Source organism: Paenibacillus sp. Y412MC10 (assembly GCF_000024685.1).
GTDB classification, from domain to species: domain Bacteria; phylum Bacillota; class Bacilli; order Paenibacillales; family Paenibacillaceae; genus Paenibacillus_AQ; species Paenibacillus_AQ lautus_A.
In genome coordinates, this window is the sequence record NC_013406.1 from 4,087,392 (window position 1) to 4,106,986 (window position 19,595).

Here is a 19,595-nt window from a genome sequence, read left to right on the forward strand (position 1 = left end):
CGGCGTGATCACCGCCCCCTGCTCTTAAAGCTTTAATCGATATACCCGCCGGCTTTAAGTGCTTCCCGCATTTTCTTTACGGCGTCGGCTGCCGGCATCTCGCCCATGATCGCTTTGAAGGAATGTTCATTGATGATCTTCTCGGCATCTGCCCAATGGGAAGGCGTTAATTCCAAAGCAGCGTATTGATCGACGAGATCCTGCGCTTCCTCCACGCCCGGCAGTTTACCGAAAGGCGCTTCGACATTACGGTTGTACCAGAAAGGAACGCCATGGTCGGAAGCATGCTCTTTACCGGTTTGCGTCAGCGTAAACTTGCCGTTGTCAACCGTGTAATCCACATCCTTGATGCCTAAGCTGCCAAGGGTTATCCCTTCCTCGGAATGCCACCATTCAATGAATTCGAAAGCTGTTTTCGGATGCTCCGCATTAACGGGTATAACCCATACGTCCGGATCGCCCCTGCGCAGCATGTGGTTGCCGTTCGCATCGGCTGCACCCGGCAAGCCCTTCGCTTCGAATTCCGTATTCGGGTCTTGTTCATGGCGCGTGTTGTTCAGCATGCCGACCCAAGCGTCCCAATACGTAATCATTCCGACGCGGTCGGCAAGGAACAGGTCGCGCATTTTACCGGTGTCATTCGTGGTGAAGTTCGGATCCAGAATGCCTTCCTCAAACAGCATGTTCAGCCATTCATAAACCGGGATGGCCGCATCCGTGGAATACGGAACGTCCAGCTTGCCGTCAGCGGTTTCGACATATCGCTGTTTCAGGCCTGCGGCGCTGAAGAAGCCCTGCAGTTCGTACATGCCGGCCGTGCTGAGTCCGTACGTGTCTTTTTTGCCGTTGCCGTCCGGATCTTGTTCGGTGAAAGCTTTGAGGACGTTGTAGTAATCGTCCAGCGTTTCAGGCTCGGGCAGATTTAATTTGTCCAGCCAGTCCTTGCGAACGATCGGCATCGTTCCTCCTTGGTACTTGGTGAACACGCCGTAGATCTCGCCATCCTTCGTCTTGACTTGTTCCCACTCCTTGGCGGGAATGACATTGGGATCCGAAAGCACCTTGGAGCCGTTCACTTGATCGGTCAACGGTGTAAGAATTCCTTGATCCATGAACGTGGACATTTTCTCTTTGCTGATCTGCAGCAGATCGAACTTTTCCCCGGAAGCGATGGCTGCCAGCAGCTTCTGGTCATAGTCGGCAGCCGGCTTGTTCATCGTAACCTTGATGCCGGTTAGACGCTCGATTTCCTGCTCGAACTGCGTATTCTCTTCAGGCGTTTTGCCGCCGATGACACCCGTCATGATTTTGAGCGTACGTTCTTCAGCATTCGATGCAGCTTGGGACGCGGCATTACCGCCTTCCTGTGTACTACTGCTGCCTGCGTTCGGGGAACAACCCGCAAGCAGCCCGCCGAACAGAGATACAGCCATGATTGCACTCATGATCTTGATTCTTTTTACCAAGCTAACCACTCCTTCATTGTCGTTAAGAAAGAAATTTGCAGGATTCCCTCACAACCAGCTGCGCGGGTATGATGATTTGCCTGTGGATACGTTTATCGCTTATTTTCTCGAACAACAGCTTGGCTGCTTCCGCTCCGAGCGTCTCTGCCGACAATTCCACGGATGTCAGCTTTGGATTCATATCCTGTGCCAGAATAGCATCATTGCTGAGAGCGATGACCGATAGCTGTTCGGGTACCTCGATATCCAGCTCCCTGGCAGCCCTCAGCACGCCAAGCGCCACTCGATCCGTATCCGTAATGACTGCCGTATAATTCATGTTTCCATAAGTGTTCATGATGGACATATATCCGTATTCCGTTCCGTTGGCATGCAGCTTGTGGTCATAGTAAACCACATACTCTTCGGGCATCGGCAGGCCGTGTTGGCTATAAGCCTCCGCCAAGCCAAGTTGTCGATCGTAGGACACGGTCATATCGGAGGTTGCATTCAGGAAGAGAACAGTTTGATGTCCGCTCCGGAGCAAATAATCTCCAACCATTTGAGCCACGTTTGCATTGTTGTTATCTACGTAACTGATCGTATCGTCATAAGGATCCGACCGCCCCACCAGCACTAAAGGAGTGCCCATCATCAGGTACCGTTGAATTCGCAAATCATTTTTTCGCGGGTTGAGCAGAATGACGCCATCGACAGGATCCTGCGAATATAAAGTGGGATCCTCCTGCTCGGGCAAGGTGTCCAGAACTAGGCGGTACCCTTGCTTGGAGCATTCCTTGATGACACCGTTAATCAACTGAGTATCGAATGCCGTCATCGTCCCATCAGGCGGGAGAGGTATCTTGAGGCCGATGCTCATCGTCCTCTTGATCGCCAGGCTTCGGGCCAGGTGATTCGGGAAATATCCCAGCTCTTGGGCTACCTCTAATACCCGCTCCGTCACTTGTTGGCTGATCGGCCTTTTTTTGCTGAACACACTGGACACGGTTCCCTTGGATACTCCAGCCATCCTGGCAACGTCATCAATGGTAGCCATCTATCGTTGTTCCTTTCTCTAGCAGATTCTGATGGATTGCTTGATCATTAAACCGGTTTAATAACCCTACGTGATTGATTTTAAAAAAGAATAATTGAATAGAATGCAGGTTTATGTTAATTGAAAATTAAATCTTAGGAATGAAACTCGTTTCTTTTTGGCAAACCAAAAAAGCCGCCTATCAGGCGACTTGGTATGCACGTATATGATAGAAAAGCTATCCCTACTGAGCTCAATTACCGTTAAAGTTTATCCTTCCCGTGCATCTCCTAGGCTTTCTTTGAGCGCATCGCTTTACATTGAGTAATGCTTTGATCGTTCATGAGTTTGAGGTATTCGTCTGACTCTACGGCGTAGATTGCGACTTTCCCTTCAGCGTCATGATGAATCCCCCAGCCATAGCGTTTGCCTAAGGACGAGGTTCGGAGACAAGGCTGCCCTTTCGAAAAAAACTTCTCGCGTGCGGCTGCTCTTTCCGTTTCCGAGATCTGATTGCGCTCGGCAAACACTTCGAACAACACATCCTCTTGCGTGTATCGGTAAGGGTGGTTCGATAGCATCTCATACTGAATCACCGGTATGGTCCTAGACTCGCCTTTTGCTTTGGGAATGACGGCCTCGCTGACAGGGCAGTCTTCGGCAATTTGAATAAAGGTGTCGTATTCATTCATGTCTTTCATACGTAAGAATAACCTCCAATTCTAATTAACATTCAGTATACATCAAATCGTAGCATCATCTACAGACTAGTGCTTGAATCTTGAATCTCTTCCGCCTTGTATCCGAAGCAGCGGCTCCAGGCAGCGGAAGCTGGCTTCGACCACTTACATATTGGAGATCAAAACAGTTGGACGGGCAAGAGCAATCCGTTATCAATCAACGGTCCTAATATCAACATCCCGACGGACATCATGGACAGGCTTCTCTTAAATCGGTAATCGCCAAAAATTAAGTGCTCATGACTTTATCCTGATAAGTTTCCTAATGTCCTGGAATAAATAACAGCCTCAATCCGTCCTTCCGGGAAATTGAGACTGTTATGTTATTGAGGCAAAAGAATCCGAATCTCATTCACCCGTATAATATCTAATCAAAGCCTGCGTGCCTTTATCCTCAAGCCCCTTCTCGGCCAGCTGGCTGTACAGCGATTCGGCTAGGGACAAGCCCGGCGTAACCAAGTTCATCGCCTTAGCGGATTCCAGCGCGATTCCCATATCCTTGATGAAATGCTTGATATAGAATCCCGGCTCCAGATTCCCGGCAATCATGCGCGGAGCCAAATTGCTAAGCGACCAGCTGCCCGCCGCTCCGCTCTCGATGCTCTTGAGCACGGTTTCGGGATCCAGCCCGGCGCTCTCCGCATAGGCCATCGCCTCGCAGACTCCCATCATGTTAGAGGCAATGGCGATCTGGTTGCACATCTTCGTATGCTGTCCGGCGCCGGCTTGCCCTTGATGGACGATATTGCTTCCCATCGTCGACAGCAGCGGCTGCACCGCCTTGACGTCTCCCTCTTCCCCGCCGATCATGATGGACAGCCTCGCCTCACGTGCCCCCACGTCACCGCCGGAGACCGGAGCATCCATGGCATGGAGCCCTTTCGACGAGGCGGCTTCATAAATGCGGCGGGCAAGCAGCGGACTGGACGTCGTCATATCGATCAGATATGCCCCTTCCCTGGCATGCGCCACCAGCCCGTCCGGTTCCAAATAGAGTTCCTCGACATCCTTCGGGTAGCCCACCATCGTAATGATTACGTCGCAGGCCTGCGCCAGCTTGGCCGGGGTATCGTGCCAGACGGCCCCGTCCGCCACCAGCCGTTCCGCCTTGGAGGCGGTTCGCGTGTGAACGTGCAGCGGGTAGCCGGCTTTCCGGATATGCCCTGCCATGCTGTGGCCCATTACGCCCAAGCCGATAAACCCTACGGTCGTTTGATTCGGTGCGATTGTCATCATGTGATCCTCTCCTTTTATTCTATATAAGCCTGAGTCTGTAAAAGCTGTTTTCCTATCTTACCGACAGCCGATACTGCCGTGGAGACATCTGCAGGAATCGCTGAAAGGCCCGGTTCAGGTTTCGTTCGGAATAACCGACGATTTCAGCAATCTCCGTGACCGTGTAATCCGTATCCTTGAGCAGCTGTTTCGCCTTCTGCACTTTGAAGTTCATGACGTATTCAACAAAGGATATGCCCATCTCCTTCTTGAACAGCCGGCTGAGATACGACGGGCTCACCCCCACCAGCTCGGCACAGTCCGCCAGTGAATGAGCACCATCGGGATGACGGCAGATATGGCCGCATACCCGCTGAACGATCAGGCGGGTGGATCGGGTGCGCAAGTCATGGCTGATTTCCTGGTACAGCGGGAACAGCACGCCGATGAACCAGTCATGCATTTCGCGGGAGGTCTGGTTCTCCTTCAGCTGGTCGAACAGGTTACCCCCCAGCAGCTCCAGCACGCCGGGACCTTTCTCCTCCATCGACTGGACTATGGCCGAGAGCAGCACGTAATAGCTCTGGGAGGTCACGTTGTACGATTCCGACACCCGAATACGCCGGGAAAATTCATGAAGTGACGCCTCCGCCTGCGGAAGATCCCCGTTCCACAAATATTCGATCATCTCCGATTCGATATCCTTCGGATACATGAACACGGGATTACGCTCGATGCGGATCATGTCTTCATAAAACAGTACGGTATCGGCATCATGGAACAGGCGATATTGCAGAGCAAGCTGCGCCTCCTTATAGGATTCTGCCGCCCGGGTCAATGTTCCAGTATTGCCGATGCCGATGGACGCGGAAAAAGAAAGATAGCGCGCCAGGGACTGGCTGACGGATTCCGCATAACATGCGAGGAGGCTGCGGAACTCCTGGGAGGAAGCCCCGGGCTCTCCCGGCCTCAGGATCGCCGCCGCTTCACGATCCTCCCGGTCCACCACGTAGCCCTCCAGCTGCCGGTTGTTTGCCAGCAGCTCGGACATGACGTTTTTAACCGCAAACACGATGACCGGACCTTCGTTAGGCATGAATCGTTTTTTCACCGGATTCTCGACTTTCACCACCATCGTGGCATATGGTCCGCTCATCGGGATCTTGTGCTTCGCGCACCCCTCCTCCAGTGTGCCGGACCGCCATGAGCTTCCGGACAGCAGCAAACGCTGCAGAAACCGTTCCCGTAAATCCGGTTGAATTTTTCGAATGTAGCTGTTCAGGGATTCCGCCTGCTCGTTTAAGTAGCTGAGGGAGGAGCGGATGTATTCGATTTCATTCTCTTTGACGGAGCTCTCCACCCCGCTCCTGCCGTCTCTTCTCAAATGCTCCCCGTAACGAAGGAGCTGCTGAATCGGATTGTACGCGATTTTGGACGAGAACCAGGTGAGCAATACCGCGATCAGCATGAAGACGGTCACCGACATGACGATCAGGACGCGGATCCACCTCAATTGCTCGATCATCTCCCGCTCCGGCATCCGGGACACGTATAGACGGCCCATAGACGTCTTGTAAAAGGCGATCAGTTCCTTGCCGTCCTCCCCGGTCATCACGTCATGGCCGGACGTTTCCCCGCTCTCTACCAAAGACCCCAAAATTGGGTCTTCATCCGCGGTTTTGCCGATCTCGCTGCGTCCATCCGTATGCAGCAGGACCCGGTGATCGGAGTCCAGAATGGCCAGCGACTGCTCCTCCAGGGAAAGAGAGTAATTGTTCAAAAGGCTGCGAAGCGATTCCTCTTTCACGTGTATGAAGATGGTGCCTCTCGGTTGGCCCTGCACCATAACGGGAAGATGGCGGACGTAAGAGACGTATCCGTTCTCCGACGACTTCGGGAGGTGCATCCACCTCGCTCCCCCTTCCCTCGCCAGGGCTTGCTCAATATCTTCTTTTCCTTTATACCCGTCCAGGTGGACCAGGCCATAGGTATGCGACAGCAGCAGCCGGTGCCGAACATCGTAAAACAGGATGTCTTCGATCAGGTTATTAGTATTTTTGTGCAGCTGAAACAGCTTGAGCATATCCAATTGCTGCATGTAGTCCGTCTCATATTCGGGATTTTCCAGCGCGCTGCGAATCAGCGGACCGCTGGCAAGCTGAAGCGATTCATGCTCGATGCTTGTTATGATATTTTCGACGCGGTCCTTCAGCTGCAGCAAGGAAGCCATATTATTTTCCTGGAACTGGACCGTCAGCTTTTTCATGGAGAAATGATAGTACGCGCTTCCGGCTAGGATCACCGGAATTACGGCCGACAGACATCCGAGCCAAATCAGACGCTTCAGATAGCGGTTCGCGGAGAACCAGCGGAGGAACGATGCCTGAATATGCTGCCAAAGAGACTTCACGAATTATCACCTCCGGTTCCCGCGGCAGGAACTGCCCTGGGATCACTGTGCCATCCGCAACTCTCTACGGATGATCCTACACCTGTTATACTTCGTCCTCCCGCTTCCTCTATCCTTCCCCAACAGCGTTAACGGTGGGATTCAGCGGGATCCGAATGCACTCCCAAACCTCCAGCCGCGGCAGGGTGAAGTTCAATTCGTCGTTCGCTGCGAAACCTTCTATCCAGCCTCCGCCGATCAACATCTCCAGTTTAAAGCCGCTCCCTGTAGGCCATCTAGTCCCCGGTCTCAGCCGGACCTCGATGTCGTGCAGAGGCAGCGTCGCTGCAAGCGGCCGGCGGCCGGCTCCGTTCACGAAGTGAAGCAGCAGGTCGCTCCCGTTTCGGAAGAGGGTCGCCTGCAGTCCGGGATACGAAGTCGTTACGGACAGCAGCGGCCTTCCGTCAAGCAGGTGGTCGATCGCATTAGCCAGCAGCATCTCATGCTCGGGCAGCTTGAATTCGCGGAGCAGCGCACCCAGCGAGAACGTGAAATACATGGCGCGTCCGGCACCCCACGATTGCTCCAGCGCAAGCGGCAGATCGGTACGGGATACTGGCAGCGATGCCCGTTCCGGCGGCGCCCCCACGCTTTCCGGCGGAGAAAACGGCGGCACCAGCGTCGCCAGCACCCGTACCGCGTCATTCCGCGGATGAGCATAAGTCACATAACCGCGGTGAGCAATCAGCGCCGTCGTATCCATTCCCTGCTGGAGCGGGTTGATCTCGCACGACAGCTCCTGAAACCGCAAATAGGAGGCAATCAGGTATTCGCTTTTGAAGGCTTCATCCGAAATGCCGAGCAGATCATGGAGCAGCTTTACGCCGGCGTCGGCAGCAGCGGAAGGAAGTGCCCCTTCCGTAAGCAGTTGTCCCCCACCATGTACGTACGAACGCAAGTCGTGGATCAAGGACGGGGTATATTCAGTTCCTTCGGGAATCAATACAACGCGGTAGCGGTCCAACTCCCAATCCTTCCTGCTCTGGGGAAGCAGCACGTCAAACGGGATTTGCCGGTTGATCATCGTTTCGGCCCAGCTCTGCGCCTCGCCGCGCTCGTTCCAGAGCAGGGCGGTTTCCGCAGCCGATACGGCCCCGTCCATATAGGCATCCAACTTGGCGGCATGATGATTCAGCTCGGCTACGGTTTTCAAAATCCGCTTGTCTTCGATCGTATCGGGTATGCCCGAGACGGAGTGCCAGATCTGACCGCCGTTGGCCGGAATTTGAGCCAGCCAGAAGCGGTATTCCGCTACCGGAAGCCCGGTATGGCGCCAGTCCATACCCGGGCAGGAATGCACGATGCCAAACGGAGCCGGCCTGCCCGGAACCGACCGCCCCACCTTGATGCTGAGAGCCGGCTTCCAGAATTCAGGGATCAAGGCATGGCCGAGCGAGAGTACGTCCTGCGGCTCCGTACACAGCATATCAGTGATCTGAACGCGCTTCGACAGATTGTCGCGGTGGAGGTTATAGTATAGAATCATGGGCACCTCCGGCCTCTCCTGCTTGATCAGGTCATGCATCGCTTTCATATTGTCATCGAAGCATCCTGCAGCAAAATCCGGCTCCAGCTCCTGCGGGGAGTCCGGGAGGTCCTTGCCGTACCGTTCCGCGTATTTACGCCTGCATCGCTCGCATCGGCAGAACACATAACCGGGGTTATTAAAAAAAATGCCATCGATCGGATACCGCGACAGCGCTTCGCGGAGCACCGGAGCGGCAACATCCGCATTGCGGTAGCCGCCGTTGATGCAGGTGGACATCAAGAGCGGCCACGGTCCGGGCCGTTCAGCCCCGATGATCTCCGGGCGGCCGCCCTCCTTGCGGACGAACCATTCCGGCCTTCGGAGGTACACGCTGTCATCTGCTTTGCTGAAATCGAACCGGGCAATAAATCGAAGCTCTTCAAGGTGGCAGGCCGTGATCAGTTCCCCGAGCAAATCGCGCCCCTCCGGGAGATATCCGTTCACGGTATGGTACGGAACCTGCGTGTCATACCAGGCATATATGCCGCCTGTATTGAAGACCATCGCATTCGCCCCCATCTCCTTCAGCTGCGCGGCAAGCCGGGGCGGGTCGATGCAGGCGGTATCCTGGACTTGCATATTGGGCTGGATGACGCGCAGCGGCTTGTGCCACCAGAAGCGTTCCTCATTAACCTTCGTCATTGCCTTACCTCCTTCTCATTTCAAACTGGCAACAAACGGGCGATTCGCTAGGCGGAGACAGCCGGTTTGAACAGAGGCTTCAACGATGCTGTCTCCTCCCGTTCTTCAACATATTCGCTCCAGAATGCGAGACCGCCCGAGCCGACTGTCCGTTACTCCCCGTTGAACTGCTTGTATGCTTCGGCCATTTGTTGGTACGCTTCCTGAATGTCCGGCTGGTTGTTCAGCTGATCAACGTATGCGCGGAACTCCTCCATTGGAATATGCCCGACGATAGCCTTTGTCACCATGGAAGCATATTCGTCGCTGTATTTAGGCCATGTGCTGCGCCAGCCCTCGGACGTGATGACGCGATAGTGGTCGATTTTTCCGATCTCGTCGTAATTTTCCACCTCTTTGATTTTGGCATCGTTAAAGGCTTTATCTCCGGAAGCGCTGATCACCTTGCCCCACTTGGCATAAGCCAGTACGCCCGCTCCCTTGCTCGTCGTATTGACTTCTTTGACCCCTTGTTCCGTCAGCACCTTCTGCCCGTCCTTTTCGGTGTAATGGACGCCTTCAATGCCGTAATAGGCAAAATCGGTCATTTCCTGGGACGCCGTCTGGTCGAAATATTTGAGCAGCTGCTTCACCTTCTCCTCCGGCACCTTCTTGGAGATGTAGAACCCGCCGGCTACGCCGGTTTCCAGGCCGACCGCATAATCCCCTTTCGGTCCCTTCAAGGTCACGTTCAGGATTTTGGCATCAGGCTGACCGGACTTCTTCATCGCCTGCTCCCATTCATGATCCCACCAGATCGGACGTCCATAGGAAGCGGCGCGGTTCGTCTTGAAGAGCTCCTCCGCCTGGCTTTCCTTCATGACCGCGTATTCCTTGGACATCAGGCCGTCCGCGTACAGTCCGCGCAGCCATTCCACCATCTCGATGTACTGAGGCGTAAGGGACGGGCTCATTAGCCCGCCATCATCGGTATAGGTCGGATTGTATACGCCGAAGCCGGCCTGGAATGATGCGGGCGGGTTATTGATATATAGGAGACCTACCGTATCCTTCTTCCCGTTGCCGTCCATATCGGCATCGACGATCTTCTTCAACGCTTCTTTATATTCGTCGAAATCGGTAGGGATCGGAATGTCCAGCTGCTTCAGCCAGTCCTCTCTTATTTTCAACCCGCCGTCGATCCTGGACCGGGACCGCGGCACCGCATAGATGCTCCCCTCCACCGACAAATATTTCAGTGCATCCGGGGCGAGATTGCTTTTCAGGTTCGGATACTCGCTGAGATCCCCGAGGAACGGCGTCAAATCCCAAAACGCGCCGTTCTGGATCGCCGTAATCAGCGTGGGGCGGATCGGATTTTGATAGGCCACGACTTCGGGCAGATCGCCGGAGGCCAGCAGCAAATCCAGCTTCGTGTCCAGATCGCCCGACGGCACCCATTCCACGTCCAGCTTGACGTTGGTGCGGCGCTCCCATTCCTTCCAATAGTCATTGTTCATGTCGGGGATCTCGTTATAGAGCCCGGCAAACATTTTGATTGTCATCGGCTTGCCGTCATTGCCTTCTGCTTCCGATCCTCCGGCGTTCTGCGGTTTCTCGCCGGCCTGCCCCCCGCAGCCTGCCAGCATGACGACGGCCATGAGGGCCGCGAGCCAGAGCTTCCAGCTGCTATGCGAGCTTCCCTTCTTCGATGTGTTTTTCATGTAAACCCCTCCTTATGGATGCTCATCATCCATGTATTGTTCTTGAAGCAGAGTTCTATCTCCTTCCCGCCAATTTGCGGTAGGATAACGCTTTCAATCCTACCGGCTGCATATCCGATGCACAGGGCATCGATGCGCCGTTTCCTTCCTCAACCCTTAATCGACCCGAGCATCACCCCTTTGGCAAAATGCTTTTGCAGAAATGGGTAAACAACCAAGATCGGTACCATCGCTAGTACAATTGAGGCCATCCGGATGGTCTCTTGCGGCACCACGTTTTCGTCGCTTGCCCCGGCCTGGGCCACCGCCACCGAATTGGAATCGATGACCAGCGTTTTAATCAACAGCTGAAGCGTCCACTTGCTGGAATCCGATAAGTAAATCAAGGCGTTAAAATAGGCGTTCCAATGCCCGACCGCAAAGAACAGGGTGAAGGTGGCGATCGCCGGCATCGACAGCGGGATTATCATTCGCAAAAACACGCCCATATCCGAGCAGCCGTCCATTTTCGCGGAATCCTCCAATTCGGATGGAAGCGAATCCAAGAAGCTTTTGATAACGATCAAGCTCCAGGCGTTGGTCAGGCCCGGCCAGATCATGGACCAGTAGGAATTCAACAGGCCTAGTTCCTTGACCAGCAAGTAGTTGGGCACGATACCCGGGCTGAACACCAGCGTGAAGATGACGAGCCCCATTACCCAGCGATTCCCGGGCATGGACCGTTTCGTCAGCGCGTAGGCCATCGTAAAGGAAACGACGATGTTGAGCGCGGTACCGACAACCGTAATGAAAACGGTGCTTTTAAACGCATTCATAAAGCTGTTGGTCGATAGAATGTACTTGTAGGACTCCAAGGACCACTGCTCGGGAAACAAATAAAATTTAAGCGGAACATAGACCTCGGGATCCGTAAAGGAAACGCTGAACACGTATAGAAACGGAAACAAGCATGCGACCGAGAACATGGTGATTAGACTGTAGTTGATCCAATCGAACAAGCTTAGCCCTTTTTTTCGGATAACGAAGCTCACGCGGAATTCCTCCTTTCGTTTAGCATAATGAGTATTCGGCAGACGCCTTTGGTGGCTTAATAAATGCCTTCATGGCCGAGCCGCTTTACGATTTTGTCGGCGGCCACGATCAGGACGAGCCCCACCAGCCCCTTGAACATGCCGACCGTCACCCCTATGCTGATTTTCCCTTGAAGAATGCCGTGCGTGTAGGAGTACGTATCGAACACCTCCGCCACCGAGCGCACCAGCGGATTCATCATCAGCAAAATCTGCTCGAAGCCAGTGTCCGCCATGCTGCCCAGCCGAAGAATAAGCAAAATGATGATCGTTGGCCGGATGGCCGGAAGCGTGATATGCCAGATCTGGCGGAACCTGCCCGCCCCGTCCACGACGGCGGCTTCGTAACGCTGGGGATCCACGCCCGCCATGGCCGCCAGGAAGATAATCGTTCCCCATCCGGCCTCCTTCCACATGCTTTGCGCGGTCAGAAGTCCCCAGAAGTAATTGGGATTGGACAGAAAGGAAACGGTATCCCTGCCGCTTTCGGCAATGAGTTTATTGACGATCCCCACGTCCGTCGACAACAGAAAGAACGTCATGCTGGCCACGACGACCCACGACAGGAAATGAGGCAGGTAAACTATGGACTGGTTCAGGCGCTTAAAGCTCTCATGCCGGATTTCATTCAGCATCAGGGCCAGCAGGATTGGGAGCGGAAAATGGAAGATCAGCGCGATCATATTGATCGCAAACGTGTTCCGCAACATAATATAGAAGTTGGAGCTCGAGAACAGATCCGCAAAGTGCTTAAATCCAGCCCATTCGCTTCCGGCAAAGCCAAGAAACGGATTATAATCTTTGAAGGCCAGAAGCAGCCCCCACATCGGAGCGATTTTGAACAGCAAGAAGAAGAGCAGCCCGGGCAACAGCAGCAAATAAATGATGCGGTGCTTGACGATGCGGGACGCGAGACTGCTCGGGCGAAGCGTTAGGCCCGGCTTGATGACCCTGCCGGCCCCTTGGGCAGGTATAGCAGATTTAGGCTTTGGCATCGCTGGTGATCAGCTCCTTTCGATCGCCGACAGGCACGGCCTGAAGCCAAACCGCTTCATAACGGCCGATTTGCGGCAGCGTCACCGTCACGCGATCTTGCGAGGTTTCCACCTGCGCATCGGATTCGGCACGGAGCAGCCTGCCCCTCGCTACCGCGTTTCTTGGCAGCTTCCACTTTTGCGGCCAAGACCCCGACGCATTCGCTACAGCGGTTTCGTCCACGCGATCAACGGTCAGTTCCACCTGAACATCATATAACGGAAGCGGATTCATAAAAGTCGTCCCGTTATATCCGGAGAGATTCAGCAGCTGAACCAGGCATCCGCCCTCCTTCAAACGGTGAACGAACAACTCTAGACATGGAGGTGCGTTCGTAGTAGCAACCCGATTCGGCACGATGTTATGTAGAACGTCCGCCATTACCTGCCTGTAGTCCTCGAACCCGTGGCGATAGTAGAGCTCGCCTGGATTCCAAGGCATATACACGCCGGTTCGGACCGTTCCCTGCTTGCCGACCCGCCTGTGCAGCCCCAAACCGTAATCTGCTCCGATGCGGTGGCCGTAGGCACGCTCCGGCGGCCCGAACGTGGACGGTTCGATGAATGGCAATCGGCACTCGGTCGTATCCGGGTCAAAGGCAACGCGGGCAAAGCTTCCGCCCGCGACGATCCAGTCCCGGCCATGGGCAAATCCGGGGAAATGCGACTTGTCCGAAACGTCCAGGTATGCGCCCGGCTCCGATTGTTTCACGCCGGCGAACGAGGCCGCGAACCATTCCTTAAGCAGCTCCGGCTGCCGCTCCAGCGCGCTTCCCGTTGCGACCAGCACCGCGCCGGCATCCGCCGCCCGATGCAGCGCTCGCGCCGCCGCCACCGACAATCCCTGAACGCCGGGAAGAATAACCGCTCGCATATGCATTAGTTTGGACTCCATGGCCACCAGCTGTTCTTCCATCACCACATCGAAGAGGACGTGCTCTTCCTTTAGCATTTTGAACATACCTTGATATTCCGCTGCTGCTTCGGGGGCCGCTGGCTTGACGAGCACCGCTTCAGCCATGGAGCCAAGCTGTCCGAACAGCTCCTCGTGCTCCGCATGGTATCTGAAAATATCCTTTACCGTTTCGAAGCTTGCCCGGTCCGGGTATCCTTCGAATGCCCCGATGATACAGAAATCCAGCCCCGATCCGCTTCCGATGCTTTGATATAAACGGATCGCATTTTCATTCTCGGAGACTCCTGTGAATCGGTAGGTCAGGTCGATGGCGTTAATGCTGCAGTTGCTGACCAGCTTGTCATCCCAGCTGTCTTGTATGGACGCAACATTCTCCGAGGCTGAATACAGCCAAGGCTGGCCGCTCCTTTTCAGCGACGTATTCGATTCCTTGCGGACGATATCGACCCGGTGTGGGTGATACGTGCTAATGGCCACATCGGACCGCAGCGACTTCACGAATCCGTGAATGCGCTCCAGCATTTCCCTTGACGTCCGTTCCTGGAAGGACCGGTACAGCTCGTGCATCGGATGTTCGGGACCGGTATACGCCAGCAAATCTTCGCCGGTTACTTCGCGAAACCGCAAGCGGCAGTTTGGGCAATAGCAAGGACCATAGAAATTCCCGCTGTAATCCCAATGCTGGTAGCCGAACATATTGAAGAAAATCCCATCCACCGGATAACGCTCCAGCACTTCTTGAATACTCTCCAGCGACTTCACCTGCTGATAGGCTCCATTCAGGCACGTATGAACGATGCCGTTATAATTGACCTCCCGCCCCTCACGGTCCCGGTAAAACCATTCGGGATACCGCATCCACAACGATTCATGCGCTTTACTGAAATCGAACCGTGCAATAAATCGCAATCCATTAGCATGGGCTTTTTCTACCGCTTCCCCCAGAAGGTCCTTGGTTAAATAAGGCGTTACATATTGATGCATAAGCGATGATGGATAGAACGCAAATATGCCCCCTGCATTCATCATGAGCACATTCGCTTGGAACGACTTGAGCTCGCGAATCAAAAGATCCACATCCATATCGGCGTCCGTCTCGCGAAGATTATTTTGGATCAATCGGAGACGGTTCGTTGACCACCATTTCATCCCCATTCCCTCCTTGGCTTGTGGTGTATGTCTACCATAATGAAGCTGAGGGCAGCAGAACAGGGACAATTCTTGCATGAGCACGTTAGGAAAAATATGTCCGATCCGGCATGGGGCGATATCCAGCGCGAGGTCCCCTATACCTGACTGAGCCGCAAAGTAAGAACAGGAGTTTATTGGTCATTTCTTGTTTGGCAGGAAAACTGCAAAAAATGTCCCGTTCCAACATTCTCTTGTACGGCGGATTATGTCTGCATGATCGATCGAGTTTACGGTTAGGCATCCAAACGATGGGTATGTATTTTCTTTGTACTCGCAACAAAAAAAACTCACCCTTGGGTGAGTTTTTTCAATCATGCGCGGGTAAGCGAGAATACGTCTCCGGCTACGATCATGCCAGATTGATGCCTCGGATCGCTTCCACGTTTACTTTCGGTTTACGGTCTTCCGTCAGCAAGCCGTTCACTTCCTGCTGCACGTCCGTAATTTGCGTATAACAGAACCCGCACACATAAGGCAAATTCTTGATCGCTTGTGTGATTCCTTCGTACCGCTTCAAGAATTCGTCCTCGCTGCGGACCTGATTGCCGTAGCCCCAGCCTTCTTCGCTTGTAAAAGCGATGCCGCCGTATTCGCTGATGATGACGGGCTGGCCCCGATAGCCATATCCCTGCGCGAATGGATAACGGTGTGTATTATGCGCGATTTGGTTGCCTAACAGCGCATCCTTGTCCCGATACCGCTCTTCCAGCATAGCACCGATTTCTTCATAATCATGGAGCGTAATGATATCCGAAACCGTATGTTCCCAGCCGTCGTTCACGATCACCGGCCTCATCTGGTCGAAAGCCTTGGTCAGATGATAGATCGATTCCGTAAATTGCTGCTGCTTGCGGTTGGTCGATATATCGGAAATTCCCCAAGACTCGTTGAACGGCACCCAGGTGATGATGGAAGGATGGTTGTAATGCTGCCGGACGACGTCCATCCACTCTTGCGTGAACCGCTCGACCGCATCGTCTCCGAATTCGTAAGTCGACGGCATTTCCGACCATACTAACAATCCTTTGCGGTCACACCAATATAAATAACGGGGATCCTCCAGCTTCTGATGCTTGCGCACGCCGTTAAAGCCGAGCGCAAGCGTTTTGTCGATGTCTTCCAGCAGCGCTTCCTCAGACGGAGGCGTCAGATGCGTATCGCTCCAGTATCCTTGATCCAGCAGCAGCCGCTGATAAATCGGCGTATGGTTCAAGATGATTTGGTCCCCTGCGATCCGAATGCTCCGCATGCCGAAATAAGAATAGGCGGTGTCGATCGGCTTTCCGTTTTGCTTCAGAATCATCTCGACGTCGTATAAATTCGGATGGTTCGGATGCCACGGCTTGACTTTCCATTCGCCCACGGCTTCGTTTACGACGCTTACATCGACCGTTACCGTTCCGCGTTCCACGCTCGTTTCCGTCGAACGGATCAGCTTCCCGTCAAACCGGATGATGGTCTGGAGGGTTAACCCGTCGTAGCCGTGCGCGGCATTGCCCAGTTCATAGCCGAAATTCGCCGACCCGCGTTCCAGTTCCGGCGTTATCTTCACCCGGCTGATGTGAATCGGATTCACGTATTCCATCCATACGGTTTGCCATATTCCGGTCGTCTGCACGTACCAACACCCGAAGTTGTCCTTCATCCATCGCTGCTTGCCGCGCGGCTGCGTACAGCTGTTGCCGTCCACGACTTGAACGGTAATCCTGTTCTCGCGTCCAAACTCGACTGCTTCCGTAATATCGAAGGAAAAGGCTGCGTATCCGCCTTCATGCATGCCGATTTTGCTGCCGTTGACCCACAGGGTCGCCGCATAATCGACCGCTTGAAAATGCAAAATGATCCGTTTGCCTTCTGCCTCGGCAGGTACGGCTACACTACGTTCATACCATACGCAAGGATGAAATGTTTCATCCGCGATGCCGCTTGCTTTGGTCTCGTACGCAAAAGGCACCGTGATTTTTCGGTCAGCCTGAAGGCGTTCGTACCACTTGGCGCTTTCTCCTTCCAGAGCATCGTCGAAGCGAAAATCCCATTCCCCGTTCAGATTTACCCATTCCTCGCGTACCAATTGCGGTCTGGGATAGTCCTTTATATATTTGTGCGAGCTAGACATTATGTTCCACTCTCCATCTTCTGTTAGTTTATCGTTTCTATTTGGTTCCTATGGATTCCACCGTTAAATCGCCAAGCCCGATCTGTTCAGCATGAACCGATCGAATGCCGACCCTCCCCTGCATGAAGGCCTGGGGATCGTCATACGTCAGGACAGGCTCTTCTCCATCCTCGACGAAGACGCGGATCGTCCCGTGAACTGCTTCGATGCGCAAGCTGACGGGCTTGTTCCGTTCCAGCTCAACTTTGATGCTTTGAAGCAGCTCGGAATCGTAATTATGTTTGTACAGTTCCAGTTTCGTGGCGGTGACCGCGAGGAAATATCCCATCAGCGAATCGCTCACTTGATCCCTGAAATCCGACTCATTTGTCACCCGGAAGAGTAAGCCCGCTTGACCGGACGGATCATCGCCCAGCGTTACGGTCGTCCGGATGCGGTAGTCGGACCAAAGGCGGCTGCCTCCATACATCTTGGCATCGGCATCGGCTGCTCCGGCATAACTTCCGGCGGTTTCGTTCCAACGGCCGTGAACATCCTCGGAACTTGCTTGTTCCAATAAACGTTCGATCTTGAATGCTTGATCATCGACCAGCTCGAATTCCATCGTTTTCCACTCCAGCTGCCCATTGTCCAATTGAATGGCAAGGCTATGTAATCCCTTTTCGAGCTTTAGGGATCCTACCCGAATTTTTACCCAGGGTTCGCTGCTGGCGTCATGGCTGCCGTCGATTTTAAAGCTTCCGGCTTTTTGATCGTCCACGAGCAGCTTAAAGGCTGCCGGCCCCGCGTCAGCCTTGACCGACAAGTCCAGCGCATAGGTGCCCGATTCCGAAACGTTTACTGCATAACGCAGCCAATCGCCTTTTTCCGTAAGCGCAGCCGAATAGCTGCCATCCTCCGCCTGCCGAATCGCCGTTCCGTCCGAATGACGCCATGCGCCGGTTTCCGACGGTTGACGAACCGCATACCCCCTGCCTTCGCCGCTAAGATAATGCACGGCTTCCATGCTGCCGGGAAGCGGCTTGGCCGTTTCGAAGTCACTGCTGCCGTCGGCTTGATTCGAGAATGCGGTATACGACAATCCCGGTACGCCGTTATCGTACCGATACCCGATACGGCCAGGTCCGAACGTTTCCGAAGATTCATCCAGCTTCACAACGCCGTCCAGGTAGACCCGAAGCCGCTCGTTCCCTCGTTCGATACGAATCGTGTGCAGTTTAGACCAATCCGTATCTTCCGGAAGCTCCGCGGTGGCGAGCACTTTACGGTTGCCATCCTCCATCCTGCCCAAGGATAGTCGGTTTAGTTCCGGTTCGATTTCGGCGAACCCGAAACGGTTGGCCTCCTCATAGGCAAACAATGCGGCGACCCGCGTCTTTGACGGCACCAAATTATATTCCGCCGTATAGATGCGATTCGTGCTCTCCTTGCTGATGATTCGAGCGCTTCCTTCCGATTTCTCCGACTCCCACCGGTTCTCATCGATGGCGTCTGCGTCCAGCCGATCGGCAAAGACCGGCCCTCTCGGGATAGGCTGATCGTAATTCGTAGGACCCAGAATCTCCATCTTGTCTCCGTTGAATACCAGCCGGTCGATGTTCATGCGCCGGACAGGCGGGCCTTCCTGAGATCTTCCCGTCAAGTTATGATAGACGAGATAATAGGAATCCAGATCGGGTCCCATCACCGTCGAGCTGTGGCCAAGCCCGTAAAAGTCCGGCTTAGTGCTGATGACGAGCGGATTGTTGGCCGGAATGTTGTACGGACCGAGCGGCGAGTCATGCGATACGGCATAATGAATACGGTAGCCTTTGCTGAATACATGATTCCCGGTATATGTCATGTAATAGGTACCGTTCCGCTTGATGATCATGGACCCTTCCGTCCAATGCCCCAGATAGGGCCCCGGAATCGTCTGACCGACGCCGAATTCGGCGGGTCCGTCCATCGGAACGCCGACAATGCCCGACGATCCAGCATGGGTAAACAGCCAGGAGCCGTCATCGTCGATAAACACCGAGCCGTCGATGCTCATCCCGACGTTCTCGGAGATTCTTTCGAACGGGCCTGTCGGCGATTCGCTTCGGAACACGTAATGTCCCCTTCCCGCCGGAGAAGTGTATAGATAGAACCACCCGTTCGAGTAAATCACTTCGGGGGCATAGGCCCCGGTCGATACGGGATCTTCCGTCACAAGCCCCGCATAGCTCCAATCGACCAGATTGTCCGACATCCAAGCCTTGATTCCCGTCCGATGATCCTTAGTGCTCACATATAGATAATAGCGGCCGTCATGCCGCAGCACATACGGATCCCCGTTGCCGTAATCCTCCCATTCTTCCTCCAACGACGGAAAGGGATTGGCATACATTTCATTGTATATTTCCATATCGACCGCCTCCGGTTTCGTGGTTGTATCGCATCCCGATAATGCCAATCCGGCCGCTAAACCTAACGCTCCGATACAACATGCGATTTTTGACAGGCGCGGCATTCTTATCGGCATGCGC

General features: G+C 54.1%; 12 protein-coding genes. All 12 read right to left on the minus strand.

Annotated elements, in window-relative coordinates; genetic code table 11:
• Positions 1–32: 32 nt before the first annotated feature.
• The 12 genes from GYMC10_RS17575 to GYMC10_RS17630 all read right to left on the minus strand — a co-directional run bounded on the left by GYMC10_RS17575 (position 33) and on the right by GYMC10_RS17630 (position 19,591).
• Entirely contained in the window at positions 33–1,475 is a 1,443-nt protein-coding gene (locus tag GYMC10_RS17575; protein WP_260871404.1) for an extracellular solute-binding protein, read from the minus strand.
• Positions 1,476–1,488: 13 nt separating this feature from the next.
• A complete protein-coding gene (locus GYMC10_RS17580; RefSeq protein WP_015735763.1) occupies positions 1,489–2,502 on the minus strand; it encodes a LacI family DNA-binding transcriptional regulator in 1,014 nt (337 codons plus the stop codon).
• 269 nt (positions 2,503–2,771) lie between these two features.
• Entirely contained in the window at positions 2,772–3,182 is a 411-nt protein-coding gene (locus GYMC10_RS17585) for a DUF6157 family protein (RefSeq protein WP_015735764.1), read from the minus strand.
• A 387-nt stretch (positions 3,183–3,569) separates the two neighbouring features.
• Positions 3,570–4,475 carry an NAD(P)-dependent oxidoreductase gene (locus tag GYMC10_RS17590; protein WP_327196869.1) on the minus strand — a complete coding sequence of 302 codons (906 nt, stop codon included), beginning with the start codon at positions 4,473–4,475 and terminating at the stop codon, positions 3,570–3,572.
• Between the two features lie 34 nt (positions 4,476–4,509).
• On the minus strand, positions 4,510–6,846 hold the full coding sequence (locus tag GYMC10_RS17595; protein WP_015735766.1) for a helix-turn-helix domain-containing protein: 2,337 nt from the start codon (positions 6,844–6,846) through the stop codon (positions 4,510–4,512).
• 109 nt (positions 6,847–6,955) lie between these two features.
• Positions 6,956–9,055 carry a hypothetical protein gene (locus GYMC10_RS17600; protein WP_015735767.1) on the minus strand — a complete coding sequence of 700 codons (2,100 nt, stop codon included), beginning with the start codon at positions 9,053–9,055 and terminating at the stop codon, positions 6,956–6,958.
• A 152-nt stretch (positions 9,056–9,207) separates the two neighbouring features.
• Positions 9,208–10,758, minus strand: coding sequence for an extracellular solute-binding protein (locus GYMC10_RS17605; protein WP_015735768.1), 1,551 nt, complete (start codon positions 10,756–10,758; stop codon positions 9,208–9,210).
• 149 nt (positions 10,759–10,907) lie between these two features.
• Complete coding sequence (locus GYMC10_RS17610) at positions 10,908–11,789, minus strand: carbohydrate ABC transporter permease (protein ID WP_015735769.1); 882 nt, start codon at positions 11,787–11,789, stop codon at positions 10,908–10,910.
• 56 nt (positions 11,790–11,845) lie between these two features.
• A complete protein-coding gene (locus tag GYMC10_RS17615; protein ID WP_015735770.1) occupies positions 11,846–12,823 on the minus strand; it encodes an ABC transporter permease in 978 nt (325 codons plus the stop codon).
• Positions 12,810–14,927, minus strand: coding sequence for a family 10 glycosylhydrolase (locus tag GYMC10_RS17620; protein ID WP_162164386.1), 2,118 nt, complete (start codon positions 14,925–14,927; stop codon positions 12,810–12,812). Before GYMC10_RS17620 ends, GYMC10_RS17615 begins: the two co-directional genes overlap by 14 nt.
• 391 nt (positions 14,928–15,318) lie before the next feature.
• Entirely contained in the window at positions 15,319–17,085 is a 1,767-nt protein-coding gene (locus GYMC10_RS17625) for a glycoside hydrolase family 2 protein (RefSeq protein ID WP_015735772.1), read from the minus strand.
• Positions 17,086–17,122: 37 nt separating this feature from the next.
• Positions 17,123–19,591 carry a family 43 glycosylhydrolase gene (locus GYMC10_RS17630; protein WP_235201665.1) on the minus strand — a complete coding sequence of 823 codons (2,469 nt, stop codon included), beginning with the start codon at positions 19,589–19,591 and terminating at the stop codon, positions 17,123–17,125.
• Between the last annotated feature and the right edge of the window lie 4 nt (positions 19,592–19,595).